This is a genomic window from Nocardiopsis sp. CNR-923 (assembly GCF_001942255.1).
Classification (GTDB): Bacteria; Actinomycetota; Actinomycetes; order Streptosporangiales; family Streptosporangiaceae; genus Nocardiopsis.
Genome location: NZ_MKKC01000093.1, coordinates 24,346 through 40,754 on the forward strand (window position 1 = coordinate 24,346; position 16,409 = coordinate 40,754).

The following is a 16,409-nucleotide window of genomic DNA, read 5'->3' on the forward strand; positions in this document are numbered from 1 at the left end:
TCATCCTCCGCACTCATGTACGACCCACACCCACAGGTAGGACGCGATGTTCACGACCCTCTCCGCTTTCGCCCGCTCCAGCGGCGCTCCGAAAGCCCACACCCCCGAGTCCGCGAGCCAGTGTCCCCCGGTGCCGGGGAAGGCGCAGACGCTCGGGCCGGTGTGCCGCCGTTGCTGCCACCCCACGTGCCGGACGATCCGGGCGCGGGCTCTCCCGCTCCTTGGCGGTCACCGTGCCGAGTTCTCCCATGAGCACGCCAGGGCCGCGGTGATCCAGGCCCGCCACCGACACCTGGTGATCTGGTTCGGGGAGGCGACCCAGTCGTACTGGGTGATGACCGGTGACGGCCTCCAGGAGGCCGAGGACATCGATGCGCTGCTACTGATCTTTGATGTGTGGGTTGACGTCCGGCTGAACTGGGAAAACCCTGTTCATGGAGCTTCCCCTCTCCTCTCCCCGCACCCCTGTCGAGTACGAGAAACGACGCCTGGTCGCCGCGGAGCTGTTCGACCGGGGCGAGCTGTCCCAAGCCGCGATCGCCCGCCTGCTCGGTGCGAGCAGACAAGCCGTCCACAAGTGGCACACCGCCTGGAAGAGCGAGGGCCCCGCAGCGCTGGCCGCCCGCCCCCGCGGCGCCGAACCCTTCCTGGACGGCGAGCAGGAACGCGCCCTGGCCGCCCTGCTCGACTCCAACCCCACCGAGCGCGGCTGGCCCGACCAGTCCTGGACCCTGGACCGGATCAACCACCTCATCCACGAACGTTTCCGCGTCTGCTACGCCGACCCTTCCGGGGTGTGGCGCCTGCTCCAACGCAGGGGCTTCTCCCACCAAACGCCCACGACCCGTGCCGCCGAACACGACGAGGAAGAGGTCGACCGGTGGCGCACCCAGGTGTGGCCCCGGGCCAAAAGAGCACGCTGAAACCCGTGGTGCGTGGGTCGTCTTCGCCGATGAGTGCGGCGCGGGCACGTCCCCGCCCACCCGCCGCACCTGGGGCCGACGGGGCCGCACCCCGCTGGTGGCCACCCGCCCGGGGCCGGCGGGAACGGGCCAACACCGTGGGATGGCTGTGCGTGCACCCCGCGACCGGGGCGGTGAAGCTGTTCCACACCGTGCGCACCCGCTCCTCGATCACCGCCGCGGTGCTGCCCGCCCTGCTGGGCCGGCTGCGTCGGGCGCTGCGGGGCCCGGTGGTGCTGATCTGGGACAACCACTCCTCGCGCTCCGGGAAGAAGATGGCCGCCCACCTCGCCCGCAGGAACTGGGTGCGGGTGGTGTTCCTGTCCCGGTACTCGCCCGAACTGAACCCGGTGCAGACGCTGTGGGCGCACCTTGAACGGGTGCTCAGAAGCCGTCTGTTCCGGAGCCTGGAGGAGTTGGAGCAGGTGATCAACGCGCATCTGCGTCCGGTGCGCAAACGCACCGACCTGCTGCGGGGGTTCATCGACTCGGTCGGCTTGGAACCCTCCCCGTTTCCGTCAGCCGCATAATCAAAGATCAGTAACTGGTCGGTGGCTTGGCCGGGTAGATCTTGTCCTTGGTCAGGGTCCCGTTCGCGTCCAGCGCTGGTGTGACAGAAGTTTTCCATGGTCGCCGAATGTCTTAATTTGTGCGAGTTGTCCGTTGGTGTGCCATTGTTTCCATTCGCCCACTGGGTGGCCGTTCTCGACAATCCCTTCGGACCGGCGCGTACCGTCGGAGTACCATTCGCGCTGTGCACCGTCTTCGTGGCCATCGACATAGTTGCTCAGTGTCAGGATGTTGCCATCGGCGTCCGTCTCCACACCCTCTCCTGTGAAGGGTTCGCCGTTGAGAAGGGTGATGTAGTTGTCGGGGTCGTAATCAAGATCGTCTTCGTCGGCCCTCATGAACCTTCGCTCTCCCTGCTGTCATCGTAGGAGGGGCCTAGCGCCCGTCTCCGTCGGGGCTCGCCGCTGGCGGTTCATCCACTCCCTCCGGTGCCCCGCTCTCCCCGTGCGCCTGACTTGCAGAGGGAGTGGGTGAACTCCCGTCTGTAGTGGAACGCAGACCCTCGTCCTCGTCGTCGTAGTCGACAGTCCCGTCCCACAACCCCTGGACTGGGTCGGTCTTGCGTCCTGCCGTGGGGTTCTTGGCGTCTCCGACCATGTCCCCACAGTTCGGGCAGCATGGAGCCCGGTGGTCCTCCCCCTCCCTCCGGTATATGAAGCGATTGTCCAGCTGGAAATCCTCGATCGCCGAGCGTCCGCGTCAGCGCCACGTCGCCAGAGAAGCTCGTTGACCGCCTTGACCTCGGCATGGCGTAGTGGGTCGTCGTCCATGCGTGTGGGAGCAAGCCTCCAGGGCTTCCCGTTCTGGTGGAGAGGATAGGGTCCGCCAGCCTGGAGCGCATCCAGCCGCTCCTGCAGGACCGGATGAACCAATTCGTCAGGGATCGTGCTGTCACGCCTGCCGTTGACACCCTCGACGATGATCCCGGTCCGTCGGTCGAGAACCAAGGACGTGATGGCGCCATTCTTTCCGAGGCCGCCCTTTGTGGCGTGGGCCCCCTTGTCCAATACCTGGTTCTTCGTTTGTTCGACGCGCAGGTCGAGGAGCTCTGCCATGTACTGTCCGGCGGGCTTGTCGTCGATGGTTCGGATTCGTCCGTTGGAATCGAGGGTGACCCGGCTGCGGTCGATCTTCTCGAAGATCTGCCCGCGGTCCGTGTCCACAGGCGTCAGCATTCCCTGCCGCTCCTGGCCGCCCCCGGCCACCGGTGTATTGGCCGGATCAGGATCCCGCCCCTCTGGAGTCATGCTGTCCTCCGGCAGATCAGGACTCCAGTCGTCGTCGGATATCCACGGGTCCCTGCCCGGTTCGGGGATGGGTTCGAGCGGTACCCCGCTGTATCTCCGAGATACCGGCTCCACGTCCTGGAGCCCAGGCATTGCTGGGGAATCCTCAGAGGTGGAAACGTCGGTGTGGTCATCGGCTGGGCTTGGCCACCGACTCTCGGTGATCGACTCGGGGCCGTTCAGCGGCACAGATCCTTCGGGTGGGTGAGGGTCGTCGGTTCTCGGTTCAGAATTCGGATCCGTGGGGGGCTGCTCTCTGGTCTGCGTGGATTCAGAGAGGGGAGTGTCGCCCCCGGCCAAGGAAGGACTGGGGTCTGTGCCATCGGCATGGTTGCGGGCAGGGGAGTTCTCATCCTGGAGTCGTGCGTCGTGCCGACCGTTGCTGATATCCGGATCCCTGTCCGGGGAGCCGTCGCCGTCGTGCCCGCGGTCGCCGATGCCGGTGAGGTCCACCCGGTGGTTCGCGGTCGGGCTGGGGGTGTTCCTCGACGCGGTCAGCGTGTCGTCGCCGCGACCGCCCACACCCGCTGGCACCCGCGCGCCATCGGCCTCCGGCCCGTCCGTGTCGCTGTGCTGCGCAGCCTCCCAGCTGCCCGGGGCGCCGTCGGAGCGGACGTCGTTCTCCAGGAAGTCGCCCTCGTACTGCCTCCGAAGCCGTGCGGCCTCCGGAGAGGTCGGGTCGAGCACGTCCTGGACCGTCACCACGTCGGCGAGGTCCTGCGTGGTCGGATCCTCGGGCACCGCTCGACGGTGGTGGGGAGAGTCTGCGGACTCCGCGCCGCCACCGCCGAACCGGGCGGTCAGCCGCTCCACCGCTCCTTGGGCCTCGGCCAGGCGCTCCCGGCTCAGCCCGCCCAGGTCGAATCTGGATGTGTCGATCCGGAACAGTTCCCGTGAACCCCCGGCGAAGTTCGGCAGGTTGAGGTTGACGCTGACGCCGGGCGCGTCCGTGTCGGGCAGGCCCACGTCCGGGACACGGGAGTCGCCCATGCGGCTGATGACCGCCGCGCCCCGCCAGGCCATCAGCGGCACGCCCACCGCCGCGCCCACGCCCGTCGCCGACAGGGCCGCGCCCACGGCCGTGACGCCGATGTTGAGAAAGGCGGTGCCGATCACGTAGCCGGGCCGTTCGCCCCACTCCTCCCACGGCACCACCGCGTGCGCCGCGTCCCTCCACGCCGACCCCACGGCGCCCCAGCCGGACCAGCCCCAGTCGTCGGACTCGGCGTCGTACATCCCCACCAGCGACGCCACCGACTGGGCGCTGCTCTCCCAGTTCTCCCACAGGGCGTCGCCCCAGGACATCTGGAACCAGCCCTCGGAGCTGTGCGCGCCGACCATGGCGCCCAGGCCCTCGGCCGCGCCCACGGCCCAGTCGCCCACGGCGGCGCCCACGTCCACCCACCAGTGCTCGTCGGTGGTGGCCGCCTCCACGCCCCACGCGGTGGCCAGGTCCGACAGGTCCTGTTCGTAGCCGTGGTAGAAGACGTCCGGGTCGAGGTGGCCGCTCCCGGGCATGGCGGCGAACCGGGTGCGGCCGGGGATCCCGGCGTTGATCCGGTTGGCACAGTCGCGTTCGGCCTCGGCGTACTCCTCGACGAGGGCCATGCCCCGGTCGACGTAGCCTGGTTCTCGGCGACGTTGGGGCTCTCCCCGATGCCGAAGAAGCCCTTGATCCCCTCGGCTTCCCTCCAGTCGTCGCCCTCGGCGTCGATCCGGTTCCGGAACTCAGTCGCCTCAGCGCGCAGCCTCGCCCAGCGCGACTGGATGCCGCTGAGCGCGTCGGCGAAGTCCTCCAGCGCGCTGGCGGCGCCGTTCAGGCTGCCGAGACGGTGTCCCCGTCGGTGCGACCGGGTTCAGCACGGTGTAGAGCTCCGCGGCCTCCGGCGCCTGGTAGCAGCCCGTCAGGCCGCCCCAAGAGGAGTTGATGTCGTGGCCGACGTCGCTGACGGCTCCGCCGGACGTGCGCAGCCTGGAGGCGAGGGTCTCGATGTGACCGGGTGAGGGCGTGGGCACCGGGAACGTGGCGGGGCTGATCTTGCCGTCGCCGTCGGTGAGCATGCCGGTCTGCTCTTCGATGGACGGCGGGGGACCGGCGGCGGGACTGTCGGCTGGGGGCACGGGGCGTCCTTGGCTGGGAGGCGGGGCGGTCAGACCGCTCGCGCGTTGCCGGGCGGGGGAGGGGTGTTCTCCGGTTCGGGGACGACACCGGCGTTGCGCTGGGACTCCAGGGCCATCTCCCGGTTGCCCTCGACGTAGGCGGCGGTGGCCTCGCTGGTCTGTTCCAGCGCGTTGGCGGTCAGGCTGAGCATGTCGCCCATGAGGCCGAAGTAGTGTTCGGCGAACTCGCCCAGGGCGATGCTGATCGGGGCGCTGTTGATGTGGCCGCTGGTGAGGGTGATGTCGGTCTCCAGACGTTCGATCTCCCCGAGCAGGCCGTCGGCGCCACCCTCCTCACCGAGGTGGGCCGCGGTGGCGGACAGGACGGAGCCGACGTCCTGGGGAGTGATGTCCCAGCTGGACAAGGGTGGGGCCTCCTGCTCAGACGGTGGTGGCCGGGTCAGTCGGACGTGCGGGCGCGAAGGCCTCGGGGCGAAAGCCTGGGGGCGGCGGCTGGTCGGTCGTGCCGGTGCCGTGGGAGTCCTGGGCTCGGGCGGCCTCGACGGTGTGGTGGAGCTGGTTCAGGGCTGAGCGGACCCGGGCCAGGTCGGCGCCGGAGCGGGTCCGCAGGTGCGCGACGGCCCGTCGCATCCGTACGTCGGGTGGGAGCGCGGGGAGCCCGCCCTCCGCGTCCTCTGCGGAGCCCTCACCGGATGCCGTCGATCGCGGCGCCGGGGTGGCGGGATCCTCGCCGTGGTCGAAGGAGACGACGTCGAACTTCACTTCCACCTTCTCCCTGATTCGTCGCCGTTCGGGTACTGGGTGTGTCGCCTGGCCTGTTCCGAGCGGCGACGTCGCGCGTCGGACGAGGAACTGTCTGTAGGCGACGTGCTGATTTTGTCAGGTTTTGGGGACATTTTCCGTACGGGTCAGCCGCACGAGAGCCGTGGTGCGGCGGCTTCGGGAACGTCGAACCAGGTCAGCACCGTGCGTTGTGGTGCGGGGCGGGAACGTGACCACTTCCGGACACGCCCCTGGCGCGTCGGGCGTGCGCCCGCTCCCGGCCGCGCCGCGCGGCCCGCCGTGACCGCCCCCGCGCTTTCCCGTACGGTGAGAGCCGTCGGTCCGGATCTCCACCCCCACGCAGGAGACGTATGAGCGCCAACACCCCCGAGCGCGGCGGGACGCACAACGCTGTCCACGGAGGCGCCCGCGACTCCACGGTGGTCCAGGCGCGGCACGTGGAGTTTCACCAGCACGTCGGCGGGCGCGACCCCGCCGCGCCGCCGATGCAGGTCCCGCCGCCACCGCCGGACTTCGTCAACCACGAGGCCACGATCGAGTGGATCAGCGGCCTCATGGACCCGGACGCCCCGCCGAGGGTGGTGGTCTGCCAGGGACCGCTCGGTATCGGCAAGACCTCCCTGCTGCACCAGGTCGCCTACGCCACCAGCGCCTACTTCACCGGCGGCCAGCTCACCTACGAGTACGAGCGCGGCGCACGCGAGGACAGCGACGCCGCGCTCGCCCAGTTCCTCCGATCGCTGGGCGTCGCCAGCGAGGCCCTGTCCCCGGATCCGAGGGACTGGCCGGGCGCGTACCGCACGCACACCCGGGGCCGACGCCTCCTCGTCGTGGTCGAGGGCGCCTGGGAGCCCGCCCAGATCCGTGCGCTGATCCCCAGCGGCCCCGGCAGCCTCGTCCTGGCCTCGGGAGACGGCCCCGATCTGGGAGAACTGACGATCGCGGCCCGCGCACGCCTGCGCGACCTGGAGCCGCTCGACGCCCCGGTCGCGCGGACCCTCCTCCAACGTCTGGTCGACTTCGACCTGACCGACGAGGACACCGAGGACGTCGACCACCTCCTGGCGGTGTGCGCGGGACTGCCGCTGGCACTGGTCCTGGTCGGGGCTCGGCTCGACCGGGGCGGTCCGGGCAGCGCCCGCGAGCTGGCCGACCGGGTGCGCGGACCGGGAGGAGTACTGCGGGCGGTGGGTGACGAACGGAGCAACCTCGACGTGATCTTCCAGTCTGCGTACGCGGAACTGTCCGACGGGGCCGCCGTCCTGTACCGGACCCTGGGCACGTGGCCCGGGGCGGCCTTCGACCGCTCCGTCGCGTTGGCGGTGGCGGACGAGGCGCGTCTCGACGAGCTGGTCGCGGCCAACCTCGTCGAGACCGGCGAGCGCGGCGCCCTGCGGTTCCGTCACGCGCTGATCCGGACGCATGCCCGCGACCGCGCGGAGGCCGAGGACGGCGCGGAGGTTCGCGCCGACCGGTTGCGGCGGATGCTCGACGCCGCCATGGTCGTGCTCGGGTTCGCCGAGCGGCTCGTCCGGGGTGAGCGCCTGCGCGTGGTCGACCTGGACGCACTGCTGGACGGAGCTGAGGACCCCTTCCACGGAGACCGGACCGCCGCGAGCCGGTGGCTGTCCCGGGAACGCCCGACGCTGATGGCCGTGGTTCTGGGCTGCCTGGACCTGCGGATGTACGAGCACACCTGGCGGTTCGCCGAGCTGGCCTGCGCTCTCTACCTCGGTGAACGCCACGTGCACGACTGGGTCGCGACCGGGACCGCCGGGGCCGACGCCGCCAGGATGGCGGGGAACGCCGCCGCCGAGGCCCGACTGTCAGCGCTGGTGTCGCGACCGCTCCGTGACCTGGGCCGCGACGAGGAGGCACGGGCGCGGATCACCCGCGCGGTGGAGTTGGCGCAGGACGTGGACGACGAGCTCCTGCGCGGATCCGTGTGGGAGTTCCACGGCCGCTTCCTGGAGGGTGTCGATCCGGACGCGGCGGTGGCCGCCTTCGACCGCTCCCTCCGCCACAACCGGGCCAGCGACGATCCCCGCGCCGTGCGCGGCTCCGCGCTCGCGCTCCTGTTCCGGGGCGGCGCCCTGATCTCGGCGGGACGGCCGCAGGACGCCGCCGCGGACATCGCGACCGCACTGTCGGACCTGCTCGCGTTGCCCGAGGGCCCCGACCACCGGATGGCGGCGCGCGCCCGCGTCATGCTGGGCCGCGCCCACGCGGAGGCGGGCCACGACCGCGCGGCGGTGACGGCCCTGAACGACGCGCTGGAGGGGTTCCGGGAACACCGGAAACGCTCCGGAGAGGACCTGGGGTACTACGAGGCGGAGGCCCACCACCGGCTCGCCGAGGTTCTGGGGTCGCTCGGCGCGACCGGTGACCGGCGTCGGCATCTGGAGATCGCCCGGGATCTCTACGACCGGGTGGGCAGCCCGCGGGCCGGCGAGGTCACGGGGCTGCTGGAGGAGGAGTCCCCGGAGGGGTGACGGGTTCCGCCTCGATCTTGACGTCGACGGGGACCGAGCCGACACGGACCTTGCACGCCCCCGTGATCCGTTCGGACGCACGGAGGAGCGTGTAGACCGCGGCCGCCGCCAGCACGGTGTCGAGCGGTGAACCTGGGCGGACCGTGAACCGTCGGCCGTCGCGGATCGTCACGAGAGTGGAGGCAACGCCGTTCCCGGCGTTCGCCGGGTTCTCGGCGGCCTCTGGAGCCGCTACCGTGCCGGGGGTGCCGGGGGTGTCCGCTCCGGTGTCGGCCGCCGCCATCAGAGCGCCGGGCAGGAGTTCCAGGACCTCCTCGGCCCAGGCACGCGCGTCGGTGTGGGCGTCGGTGTCCCGGCACACGACCGACGCCGAGGTGACGAGCGAGTTCCTCGCCTCGGTCTCGAACGCGGACAGGTGGCGGACGGTCCCGGGACCCGGAACCGGGGTTCGGCGCGTCGCGGCGGGGAAGCGTTCCAAGGCGATCTCCCGGTCGCCCTCCAGCCACCCGTACACCTCGAAGGCGCGCGGCGGGTCGCCGGCCGCGTCGGGGACCGGAACCGGGAGCGCCCGGTCGGTACCGTCGTCCTCGCGGGGGCGCAGGCCCAGCCGCCCGTACAGGAACGCGGCCATTCTGCGACCGCCCTGCCCCGGGTGGGCGAAGGCGAGGTCGGCCGCCCGGCGGTGCCGGGTCGGGCAGTGCGCGTCGATCGCGGCCTCCACCTGTTCGCGCAACCCCGTGTCGGTCAGACGCGGCGCGGTACGCGCCAGTTCCGCGGCGGCCGTGCCCGGGACGGACTCCTCACCGAACGCGCCCAGCAGGACGGGCAGACCCAGGGCGGCCCCGTACATCGTGACGCTGCCGTGATCGCCGATGACGCAGTCGGCGGCGACCACGGCGGCGCCCCACCCGGCGTCCGGCGGGATGAGCAGGAGGCCCGAGTCGAGGGCGTCGGCCAGAGTGCGGCGCACGGACCAGGGGCTGTGCGCGAACCACACGTTGGGGTGCAGGACGGCGGCCACGCGGTAGCCGTCGTGGGGGAGGGCGCCCAGCAGGCCGGCGGGCAGCCCGGGCCGGGTGCCCAGGAGCCCCTGCGGCCCCCAGGTGGAGGTGAGCAGGACCAGCCGCTGGCCGGGTGTGACCCGGAGCCGGGCGCGGTAGTGGTGGCGCAGGCGCCGGCGGCGACGAGCCGGTCCCGCGCCGGGTCGCCGACGACGTGGGCGCGGTCGGCGAGCGATCCGCTCTCCGCGCGCAGCTGTGCGAGCTGGGAGGGGTGGGAGAGCACCAGGTGGACGTTGCCCGCGTCGTGGGACTCGGACCGGGGCAGTCCGGAGACGCGGCGATCACCGGTGCGGTGGTCGGGCACGTACTTCTGGAAGCCGATGCCGTGCGGCAGGACCACCACCGGGCACGTGTAACCGGTGAGGTCCACGTTCTCGGAGGCCGTGACCACCAGGCGGGGCCGGACGCAGTGGCGCACCTCCCAGGGCACGACGGACACGCCGTGGGAGTCCAGGAGTTCCCGGGTCCCGGCGTGAACGCCGTGCTGTCGCTGAGGGCGAAGACGATCCGAACGCGGTCGTCGCCGCGGAACACCGCCAGGCTCTCCAGGACCCGGACCGCCGACGTGTAGGTGCGTGCCATCGCCAGCACGGGGACCGCGTCCGCGAACGTCTCCCACCGGTGGGTGTCGGGGCCGCAGCTGGCGCGGACGTACGGCGCTGCCCAGCGTCTCCCAGGGGCAGGGCGCGTCATCGGCGCCGGTGGAGGGGCGGCAAGGGGTGTGGCAAGGCGTCAACGGTCGCTCCTGCTCTCGGGAGCCGTGCCGAACCAGGGTAATGGTCGGTTCGCGGGGACGGTCGAGGCAGGAGCGGGCCGGGGCGGGAACCGGTCAGGACGGCGGCGCCCAGTAGGCGACGAGGCGGCCGACCCCGTGCTCCACGCCGCTCCACGGCGCGTCGAGGGTCAGGAGGGCGACCGCGCTGGCGGGGAAACCGGAGACGTTGAGCTGGGCCAGCAGGTCGCCCTCGGCCTCACCGGTCAGGGTGTCGGCGAGCCAGTGGAGGCCGGGGTTGTGGCCGACGATGAGGAGGTCGTCCACGTCGTCGTCGACCTCCTGGAGGAGGGTGACCAGGTCGGAGGGCGTGGCCTCGTAGAGCCGCTCGTCGTAGGAGGTCCTGCGGGGGGCGGGCAGTTCGCGGCCGACGAGGGTCCAGGTCTCCTGACAGCGGACGGCGGTCGAACTCAGCACCAGGTCGAAGCCGAGCCCGTTCCTCGCCAGCCAGCGACCCGAGGCGGGGGCCTGTTCGCGCCGCGGTCGGACAGCGGGCGTCGTGGTCGGAGTCATGGGACCAGCTGGCCGTGGAGTGGCGCAGGAGCGCGACTCGGCGTGTCTTCTCACCCATGGTGGTGATCGTCGCACAGAGTGACCGTCCGCGCGGCGGAACGGCGAAACCGGGCCGGGACCCCCCGGGGGCGGACCGGGGCCCGCGTTCACATCGTGGGGTGACTGACGGACTCGATCAGGGCGCGGCGCTCACCGGGAGCTTCCTGGCGTAGGGAGGGAGCCAGGTGCTCCAGGCCGGTGGGGGAGCCCGGCGGCGACGTCAGGCTGACGACCGTTCCGTCGTCGAGGAGGACGCGTAGCTCGTCGGGGGAGTCCGGGCCCCGGTCCACCAGGACCGCCCCGTCGGTCTCCCGGCAGCTCACGCCGGGGAAGTCGCAGCCCGTGCGGACGCCGTCGCCGTGCGGGTCGAGCGCGTTCGACCCGCCCCAGGAGTGCACGTGGACCGTCGCGCCGTCCGCGCGGCGGTAGGTGAGGCGCAGGGCGTCGCTGACCTCGTGGACGCGGGCGACGGACCAGTCCGGGTGGTCGAGGACGGCGATCGTGTGCGCGAAGTCGGTGATCTGGTCGCGTGAGCGCTCCTCGGTCGCCCACGCCCGCATGACCTCCGAGGCCGGCGGCAGCGACACCAGAGCCGCCAGGACCACCGCCACGGCGGGCAGAGGGCCGGGCGGCCACGCGTACGGGAGCCGGTCCACCAGGACGCACGTGCCCAGGGCCGCGGTGGTGATCGCCGCGGTGAGGAGGGCGACGTTGACGGCGAGGCCCCCGGGAAACGGGGTGAACGCCGGAGCCAGGTACCCCACGACCACCGGCGTGGCCATGGCGGTCGCGGTCACCAGTGCGGCCGCGAGGTGGGGTGGTGCGCGCCAGCCTCCTCCAACCAGCGGGTGGCCAGCCACATCATCAGGAGGATGACGCCGACGATGACCGGGGCGAACAGCAGCACCCACTGGACCGCGCCGCTGATCGCCAGTGCGCGGGCCGCCTCCCAGACGCCGAGCGGGAACAGGGACATCAGCGGCGAACCGACCAGGCACAGGGCGAGCACCGGCCCGACCGCGGATCCGCGCGGCCGGATCCTGGGTGACCGTGTCAGAACCCCGTCCATGGCAACCCGGATCATCCTCCTGGCGGTGAGATCACGCTACGCCTGTTCAGGCCTGGACACCAGATGTGCAACGTCCGGTTCGGGCTTGACACGCGGCACCGGGGATCGATTCCGGTCCCACGGTCACCGGCCGCGGCGTCCCGTCCGGTGCCGCGCGGGGTCCGGGACACGTCCCGCGCCCGTGCCTGTACCCGGAACGGTCACCCGGGGTGTCGCTCGGGTGCCGGCGGGGTTCGTGAGGGCGTGACCGCGCCGTGGGCGTCCGTCGAGGGTGGTGGTGGGAGACGGGTGGGCGCGGCGAGCGGAGCGGTGAGGAACGGGCGACGGGCGCCGCCGAGGATGAGGGAGCCCTGCCCTCGGGGCGCCCGAACCCGGTCCGAAACCAAGCGCAGGGCCCAAGGAACCTGGCTAGGAGCCCAGTTCGCGGCGGTACTGGCGGCGGAAGGCGTTGAACCACGCCCAGTCCGGGTCGAGCTCGCTGCGGAGCTTGACCTTCCCCTCGGGCCAGTCGACCAGCTGGGCCTCGAACTCGGGCAGGACGCCTGACTCCGGGTCCAGGTAGTAGTGGTAGTGGCGCTCGCCGCGCTCGGTCTTCTGGGCGAACAGCGCGCCGTCGTGGCCCAGTACGCCCTCCAGACGGGCCTCAAGGTCGCCCAGGGCCGCCTCGGAGGCCTCGATCGGGCGTTTCTCGGCGTCCATGGCGGTGAACGGGACGACCACCTGGACGTAGAGGGAGAGCGCGGGGAAGTCGCGGCGGGTCAGCGGGTGACGGATGAGGATCCGTACCGCGCCGAACAGCGGGTGGGCCCCTTCCAGGGTGACCCAGCCGTTGGCGCCGCCGAGCAGCTCGGCCATCTGGCGGGCCACTGAGGGCATCGAGGTGGGCGGAAGCGGGTCCAGCGGCGGTTGGTCCAGCGACGTGGCCGCGCCGATCCAGCGGACCACGTCGTCCTCGCCCAGGGCGAGCAGGGCGACGTGCTCGGCCACACCGCGACGCACGTCGTCGGGCAGGAACATGTTGTCGGGGTGGTAGACGCCGACCTCGATCTTGCCCGTCGACTGGTTCACGCGCAGTGACACCGACACGTGCGAGAGGTCGAGCTCGTGGTCGTCCCAGGTCAGGACGGACGTGAGCTTCTCGTGGTCGGCGGGGCGGACGGGCTGGAAGACCCACTGGTCGTCGGAGGGAGCGGAGCGGGCCCAGCGCTCGGACATGATCCGCGCGTCGTCGGAGGCGCCGGGGCGCAGGGTGAGGGCGTGGGTGGGGCCGCCGGTGAGCCTGGAGGGGTCGTCCAGCGCGGCGAGCTGTTCGAGGAGGGCGCTCGGGTCGACGTCCGGGGACAGGTCGAGGTCCTCGACGTCGCCGCCCTTCCGCTCCGGTGGGCGCCCCACCTCCCAGTCGAGGTCGGGGTGGATGCCCTTGACCAGGGCTGTGACGCGGTCGGCCACCTCGGCCGGGGCCGGTTGGCCGGACTCCACGGCGGTGGCCAGCGGTGCGCGCACCTCGGGCCAGGCGTCCCAGAACGCGGTGACGGCGGTGGTGGAGTCGGCGGAGCGGCGACGACGGAACAGAGCCATGCTCCGATTTTCGCAGAGCCCGGCGACCACCCTCGCCGCGCGGGGCGTGGTCCGGGGCGTCTGCGGCGGGCGGCCAGGAGTGGCGCAATCCTCGTGGCCGCGACCCCCGCGCGCCGCATACGCTGGACGGCACTATGACTTTGCGTGTACTGGCAGCCATGTCCGGCGGAGTCGACTCCGCGGTCGCCGCGGCCCGGGTGGCCGAGGCCGGCCACGACGTCACCGGCGTTCATCTGGCGCTCTCCAAGAACCCGCAGTCCTACCGCACGGGGGCGCGGGGCTGTTGCACGGTCGAGGACTCCCACGACGCCCGGCGCGCCGCCGACGTCATCGGCATCCCGTTCTACGTGTGGGACATGTCCGAGGAGTTCGACCGGGAGGTCGTGGCGGACTTCGTCGCCGAGTACGAAGCGGGCCACACACCCAACCCGTGCCTGCGGTGCAACGAGAAGATCAAGTTCGAGGCGGTGCTGGACCGGGCGATCGCGTTGGGCTTCGACGCCGTGGCCACCGGGCACCACGTGCGCAAGGTCGACGGGCGCCTGGTCCGCAGCGTCGACCAGGCCAAGGACCAGTCCTACGTCCTGGGCGTGCTCACCGCCGAACAGGTCGAGCACGCGATGTTCCCGCTGGGCGACTGCACCAAGGAGCAGGTGCGGGCCGAGGCGGAGCGGCGGGGCCTGTCGGTGGCGGACAAGCCGGACAGCCACGACATCTGCTTCATCGCCGACGGTGACACGGCCGGGTTCCTCAACCGGCGGCTGGGCGCCAGGCCGGGGCCGATCCAGGACGAGGACGGCAACGTCGTCGGCGCGCACGACGGGGCGCACGCGTTCACCGTGGGTCAGCGCAAGGGCCTGGGACTGGGCGGCGCCCCGCATCCGCGCTACGTGTTGTCCATCGAACCGGTGGACAACACTGTCACGGTGGGTCCGCGCGACGCGCTGCGCGTCGACCGGATCACCGGTGCGCGTCCGGTGTGGAGCGGCTCCGAGCCGCTGACCGAGCCGACCGACTGCCACGTGCAGTTGCGCGCCCACGGGGAGGTGTACCCGGCCAGCGTCGTGCAGCGCGACGGTGCGGACGGGCCCGAACTGCGGGTGCGGTTGGCGGAGCCCGCCACGGGCGTGGCGCCGGGGCAGGCCGTGGTGGTCTACGACGGCGACACCGTGCTCGGGTCGCCACGATCTCGGCGACCGCGCGGGCGCGGGAGGTCGGGGCCGGCGGGACCGGGTCGTCGGCGCACGCGTGACCGGCGTCCTGGCGTCAGCACATGTCTGACCTGGACTGTTGCTGGGAACACCCGCGTCGGAGCCGCCGCCCCTCTTGCTGAAGTTAGGTAAGGCATAGCATAGTGGCGGCGAGATGAGGGGGCCTGGTCCATGCCTGAGTTCGGTTTCCTGGAGGGGCAGCCCTTCTGGATCGTCTACTTCACGCTGCTCGGTGTGATCCTGCTGCGGGTCCAGGCCACGTACTGGATCGGCCGGGGGCTGGGCGAGGGCGTGTCCCGTAGCCGGATGGGCAGGCGCCTCGGCCCGCGCCTGGAGACCGCGCGTGAGCGCATCGACCGGTTCGGCGCCCCGGTCGTCACCCTGAGTTTCCTCACCGTGGGTGTGCAGACCGCCGTCAACCTCGCGGCCGGAGCGATGCGCATGAGGTTCGGACGCTACCTCGTCGCGATGTTCCTCGGATCGCTGATCTGGGCCGCCCTGTGGTCGGTGGTGTTCTCGGGCGTGGTCGGCGCCTGGTGGGCGCTCTTCCTGGACTCCCCGTGGGCGGCGGTCGGGGTGACGGCGCTGGCGGTCGCCGTCGTCGTGGGCATGGTGTGGCGGTCGCGACGACGCGAGCGCTCGGGGCCGAGGGGGCGCCGGTCGCTTCCCCGGCCGCCTCGGGCGGTTCGTCCCCGCCAGCCGTCCACAGACCGTCGCGAACCGGTGGCGCGGGGTAGGGATCGTCATCTAGGGTCGGATACGGGGCAGCTACGACCTCCCGACGGGGTCGCCTGACGCCCCCGAAGTCGAGTATCCGCCAGGTCGGCCCGCTCAGCGTGTCTTAGCGAGGAACCCCGGGGCTTCAGCCCCGGGAGGAATCGCCCCCAAGACTAGGTAGAGCGCCGCTCGATCCCTGGAACACCGGGACCGGGACGTTTCTGGTTCTCGATGTACTCCCGCACGATCGACAGCGGCGCCCCACCACACGAGCCGACGAAGTAGGACGGCGACCAGAAGTGTCCGTGCACGCGGGCACGGTTGATGCGTCCGGTGAACTCCTGACCAAGCCTGCGAGCGGACACACCCTTGAGCGAGCCGACCAGGCGAGACAACGCGACCTTGGGCGGGTAGTGCACCAACAGGTGGACGTGGTCGGTCCCGCCGTTGAACTCGCGCAGCTGCGCCCCGAAGTCGGCACACACCTCGCGCATGATCTCCTCGCATCGGGTGAGCATGGCCTCGTCGAACACACCCCGGCGGTACTTCGGTGTGAAGACCAAGTGTGCGTGGAGGGTATAGACGACGCTTCTTCCCCTGCGTACGTCGGGGTCTGGTTCCCATCGCGGTGACATAGATCAATGCTACGATGCGGTGGTGTCCACGATCGTCGTGCAGCTCAAACTCACGCCTTCGCCCGAACAGGCGGCGGCGCTTGAGGCAACCCTGCACACGGTCAACGAGCAGGCCAACCGTGTTTCCCGGATCGCCCACAGCGAAGGTGCCCACCGCAACTACGCGCTGCGCAAGCTCGTCTACGCCGACGTGCGCGCGGCCGGTGTCGGATCCCAAGCGGCACAGCATGTCGTCAAGAAGGTCGCCGACGCCTACACGACGTTCAAGGCCAACCTGAAGGCCGGGAACTATGGAAAACCCGGGTCGAAGCGGCGCAAGCGCGTCGGGGAAAAACCGATCGTCTTCCGGTCGGACGCCGCACAGCCCTACGACCAGAGGAACCTTTCCTTCTGTGTGGACGCCCGCACGATCTCGTTGTGGACTGTCCGGGGACGGTTGAAGGACGTGCCCTTCGCTTGCTCACCTGATGCGGCTAAGGCCTTGGGCGAGCACAAGCGCGGAGAGTCGGACCTGCTGTATCGGGACGGGGTGTGGTTCCTGTCCGTCACGCTCACCGTGCCCGACGACGAGGAGTATGACCCGGAGGGATTCCTGGGTGT

The 16,409-nt window shown here is 71.3% G+C and carries 16 protein-coding genes and 2 pseudogenes; 6 read left to right on the forward strand and 12 right to left on the reverse strand.

Features of this window, described 5'->3' with window-relative positions; all coding sequences use genetic code 11:
* Window positions 1–228 precede the first annotated feature (228 nt).
* Entirely contained in the window at window positions 229–369 is a 141-nt protein-coding gene (locus BJF83_RS27520; RefSeq protein ID WP_158070381.1) for a hypothetical protein, read from the reverse strand.
* Window positions 370–434: 65 nt separating this feature from the next.
* Between BJF83_RS27520 and BJF83_RS16135 the strand changes: the two genes are divergently transcribed.
* A complete protein-coding gene (locus BJF83_RS16135; RefSeq protein WP_075926937.1) occupies window positions 435–923 on the forward strand; it encodes a winged helix-turn-helix domain-containing protein in 489 nt (162 codons plus the stop codon).
* 29 nt (window positions 924–952) lie between these two features.
* Window positions 953–1,492 carry a transposase gene (locus BJF83_RS16140; RefSeq protein ID WP_075926949.1) on the forward strand — a complete coding sequence of 180 codons (540 nt, stop codon included), beginning with the start codon at window positions 953–955 and terminating at the stop codon, window positions 1,490–1,492.
* 51 nt (window positions 1,493–1,543) lie between these two features.
* Here BJF83_RS16140 and BJF83_RS16145 read toward each other — a convergent pair whose 3' ends face one another.
* The 5 genes from BJF83_RS16145 to BJF83_RS16165 all read right to left on the reverse strand — a co-directional run bounded on the left by BJF83_RS16145 (window position 1,544) and on the right by BJF83_RS16165 (window position 5,707).
* Entirely contained in the window at window positions 1,544–1,870 is a 327-nt protein-coding gene (locus tag BJF83_RS16145; RefSeq protein ID WP_075926938.1) for a toxin-antitoxin system YwqK family antitoxin, read from the reverse strand.
* A gap of 21 nt (window positions 1,871–1,891) precedes the next feature.
* Window positions 1,892–4,426, reverse strand: a complete 2,535-nt coding sequence (locus tag BJF83_RS16150; RefSeq protein ID WP_075926939.1) for a hypothetical protein — start codon at window positions 4,424–4,426, stop codon at window positions 1,892–1,894.
* 129 nt (window positions 4,427–4,555) lie between these two features.
* Window positions 4,556–4,939 carry a hypothetical protein gene (locus BJF83_RS16155; RefSeq protein WP_075926940.1) on the reverse strand — a complete coding sequence of 128 codons (384 nt, stop codon included), beginning with the start codon at window positions 4,937–4,939 and terminating at the stop codon, window positions 4,556–4,558.
* A 29-nt stretch (window positions 4,940–4,968) separates the two neighbouring features.
* Entirely contained in the window at window positions 4,969–5,343 is a 375-nt protein-coding gene (locus tag BJF83_RS16160; protein WP_075926941.1) for a DUF6507 family protein, read from the reverse strand.
* Window positions 5,344–5,359: 16 nt separating this feature from the next.
* Entirely contained in the window at window positions 5,360–5,707 is a 348-nt protein-coding gene (locus tag BJF83_RS16165) for a hypothetical protein (RefSeq protein ID WP_143831917.1), read from the reverse strand.
* A gap of 365 nt (window positions 5,708–6,072) precedes the next feature.
* Here BJF83_RS16165 and BJF83_RS16170 point away from each other — a divergent pair, with 365 nt between their 5' ends.
* Window positions 6,073–8,214, forward strand: coding sequence for a tetratricopeptide repeat protein (locus tag BJF83_RS16170; RefSeq protein ID WP_075926943.1), 2,142 nt, complete (start codon window positions 6,073–6,075; stop codon window positions 8,212–8,214).
* Here the strand turns inward: BJF83_RS16170 and BJF83_RS29360 are convergent.
* The 5 genes from BJF83_RS29360 to BJF83_RS16190 form a co-directional block, all read right to left on the reverse strand.
* Window positions 8,177–9,235: a hypothetical protein gene (locus tag BJF83_RS29360; RefSeq protein WP_262391597.1), complete on the reverse strand. Its 1,059-nt coding sequence runs from the start codon at window positions 9,233–9,235 to the stop codon at window positions 8,177–8,179. The two genes, BJF83_RS16170 and BJF83_RS29360, sit on opposite strands and share 38 nt — an antisense overlap.
* 869 nt (window positions 9,236–10,104) lie before the next feature.
* A complete protein-coding gene (locus BJF83_RS16180; protein ID WP_262391598.1) occupies window positions 10,105–10,560 on the reverse strand; it encodes a histidine phosphatase family protein in 456 nt (151 codons plus the stop codon).
* A gap of 146 nt (window positions 10,561–10,706) precedes the next feature.
* Window positions 10,707–11,396, reverse strand: coding sequence for a hypothetical protein (locus tag BJF83_RS16185; protein ID WP_262391599.1), 690 nt, complete (start codon window positions 11,394–11,396; stop codon window positions 10,707–10,709).
* Window positions 11,393–11,668: a hypothetical protein gene (locus tag BJF83_RS29365; RefSeq protein ID WP_262391600.1), complete on the reverse strand. Its 276-nt coding sequence runs from the start codon at window positions 11,666–11,668 to the stop codon at window positions 11,393–11,395. The genes BJF83_RS16185 and BJF83_RS29365 overlap by 4 nt, the downstream gene beginning before the upstream one ends.
* 408 nt (window positions 11,669–12,076) lie before the next feature.
* Window positions 12,077–13,246, reverse strand: coding sequence for a DUF695 domain-containing protein (locus BJF83_RS16190; RefSeq protein WP_075926944.1), 1,170 nt, complete (start codon window positions 13,244–13,246; stop codon window positions 12,077–12,079).
* 158 nt (window positions 13,247–13,404) lie between these two features.
* On the opposite strand from BJF83_RS16190, the pseudogene mnmA reads away from it, so the two are divergent.
* Together mnmA and BJF83_RS16200 are read left to right on the forward strand one after the other, a co-directional pair.
* A pseudogene (gene mnmA / locus BJF83_RS16195) lies at window positions 13,405–14,498 on the forward strand (tRNA 2-thiouridine(34) synthase MnmA).
* Between the two features lie 130 nt (window positions 14,499–14,628).
* Window positions 14,629–15,252 (forward strand): DedA family protein, encoded by a 624-nt coding sequence (locus tag BJF83_RS16200; RefSeq protein ID WP_083678555.1) that lies wholly within the window; start codon window positions 14,629–14,631, stop codon window positions 15,250–15,252.
* A gap of 95 nt (window positions 15,253–15,347) precedes the next feature.
* Here BJF83_RS16200 and tnpA read toward each other — a convergent pair whose 3' ends face one another.
* A complete protein-coding gene (tnpA, locus tag BJF83_RS16205; protein WP_075926945.1) occupies window positions 15,348–15,809 on the reverse strand; it encodes an IS200/IS605 family transposase in 462 nt (153 codons plus the stop codon).
* Between the two features lie 19 nt (window positions 15,810–15,828).
* Here tnpA and BJF83_RS16210 point away from each other — a divergent pair.
* A pseudogene (locus tag BJF83_RS16210) lies at window positions 15,829–16,409 on the forward strand (RNA-guided endonuclease TnpB family protein); the annotation flags it as partial.

Coding starts and splice junctions, on each gene's coding strand:
- BJF83_RS27520 (WP_158070381.1), bottom strand. CDS start 369: ATGTCCTCGGCCTCCTGGAGGCCGTCACCGGTCATCACCCAGTACGAC.
- BJF83_RS16135 (WP_075926937.1), top strand. CDS start 435: ATGGAGCTTCCCCTCTCCTCTCCCCGCACCCCTGTCGAGTACGAGAAA.
- BJF83_RS16140 (WP_075926949.1), top strand. CDS start 953: ATGAGTGCGGCGCGGGCACGTCCCCGCCCACCCGCCGCACCTGGGGCC.
- BJF83_RS16145 (WP_075926938.1), bottom strand. CDS start 1,870: ATGAGGGCCGACGAAGACGATCTTGATTACGACCCCGACAACTACATC.
- BJF83_RS16150 (WP_075926939.1), bottom strand. CDS start 4,426: ATGGCCCTCGTCGAGGAGTACGCCGAGGCCGAACGCGACTGTGCCAAC.
- BJF83_RS16170 (WP_075926943.1), top strand. CDS start 6,073: ATGAGCGCCAACACCCCCGAGCGCGGCGGGACGCACAACGCTGTCCAC.
- BJF83_RS16180 (WP_262391598.1), bottom strand. CDS start 10,560: ATGACTCCGACCACGACGCCCGCTGTCCGACCGCGGCGCGAACAGGCC.
- BJF83_RS29365 (WP_262391600.1), bottom strand. CDS start 11,668: ATGGACGGGGTTCTGACACGGTCACCCAGGATCCGGCCGCGCGGATCC.
- BJF83_RS16190 (WP_075926944.1), bottom strand. CDS start 13,246: ATGGCTCTGTTCCGTCGTCGCCGCTCCGCCGACTCCACCACCGCCGTC.
- BJF83_RS16200 (WP_083678555.1), top strand. CDS start 14,629: ATGCCTGAGTTCGGTTTCCTGGAGGGGCAGCCCTTCTGGATCGTCTAC.
- tnpA (WP_075926945.1), bottom strand. CDS start 15,809: ATGTCACCGCGATGGGAACCAGACCCCGACGTACGCAGGGGAAGAAGC.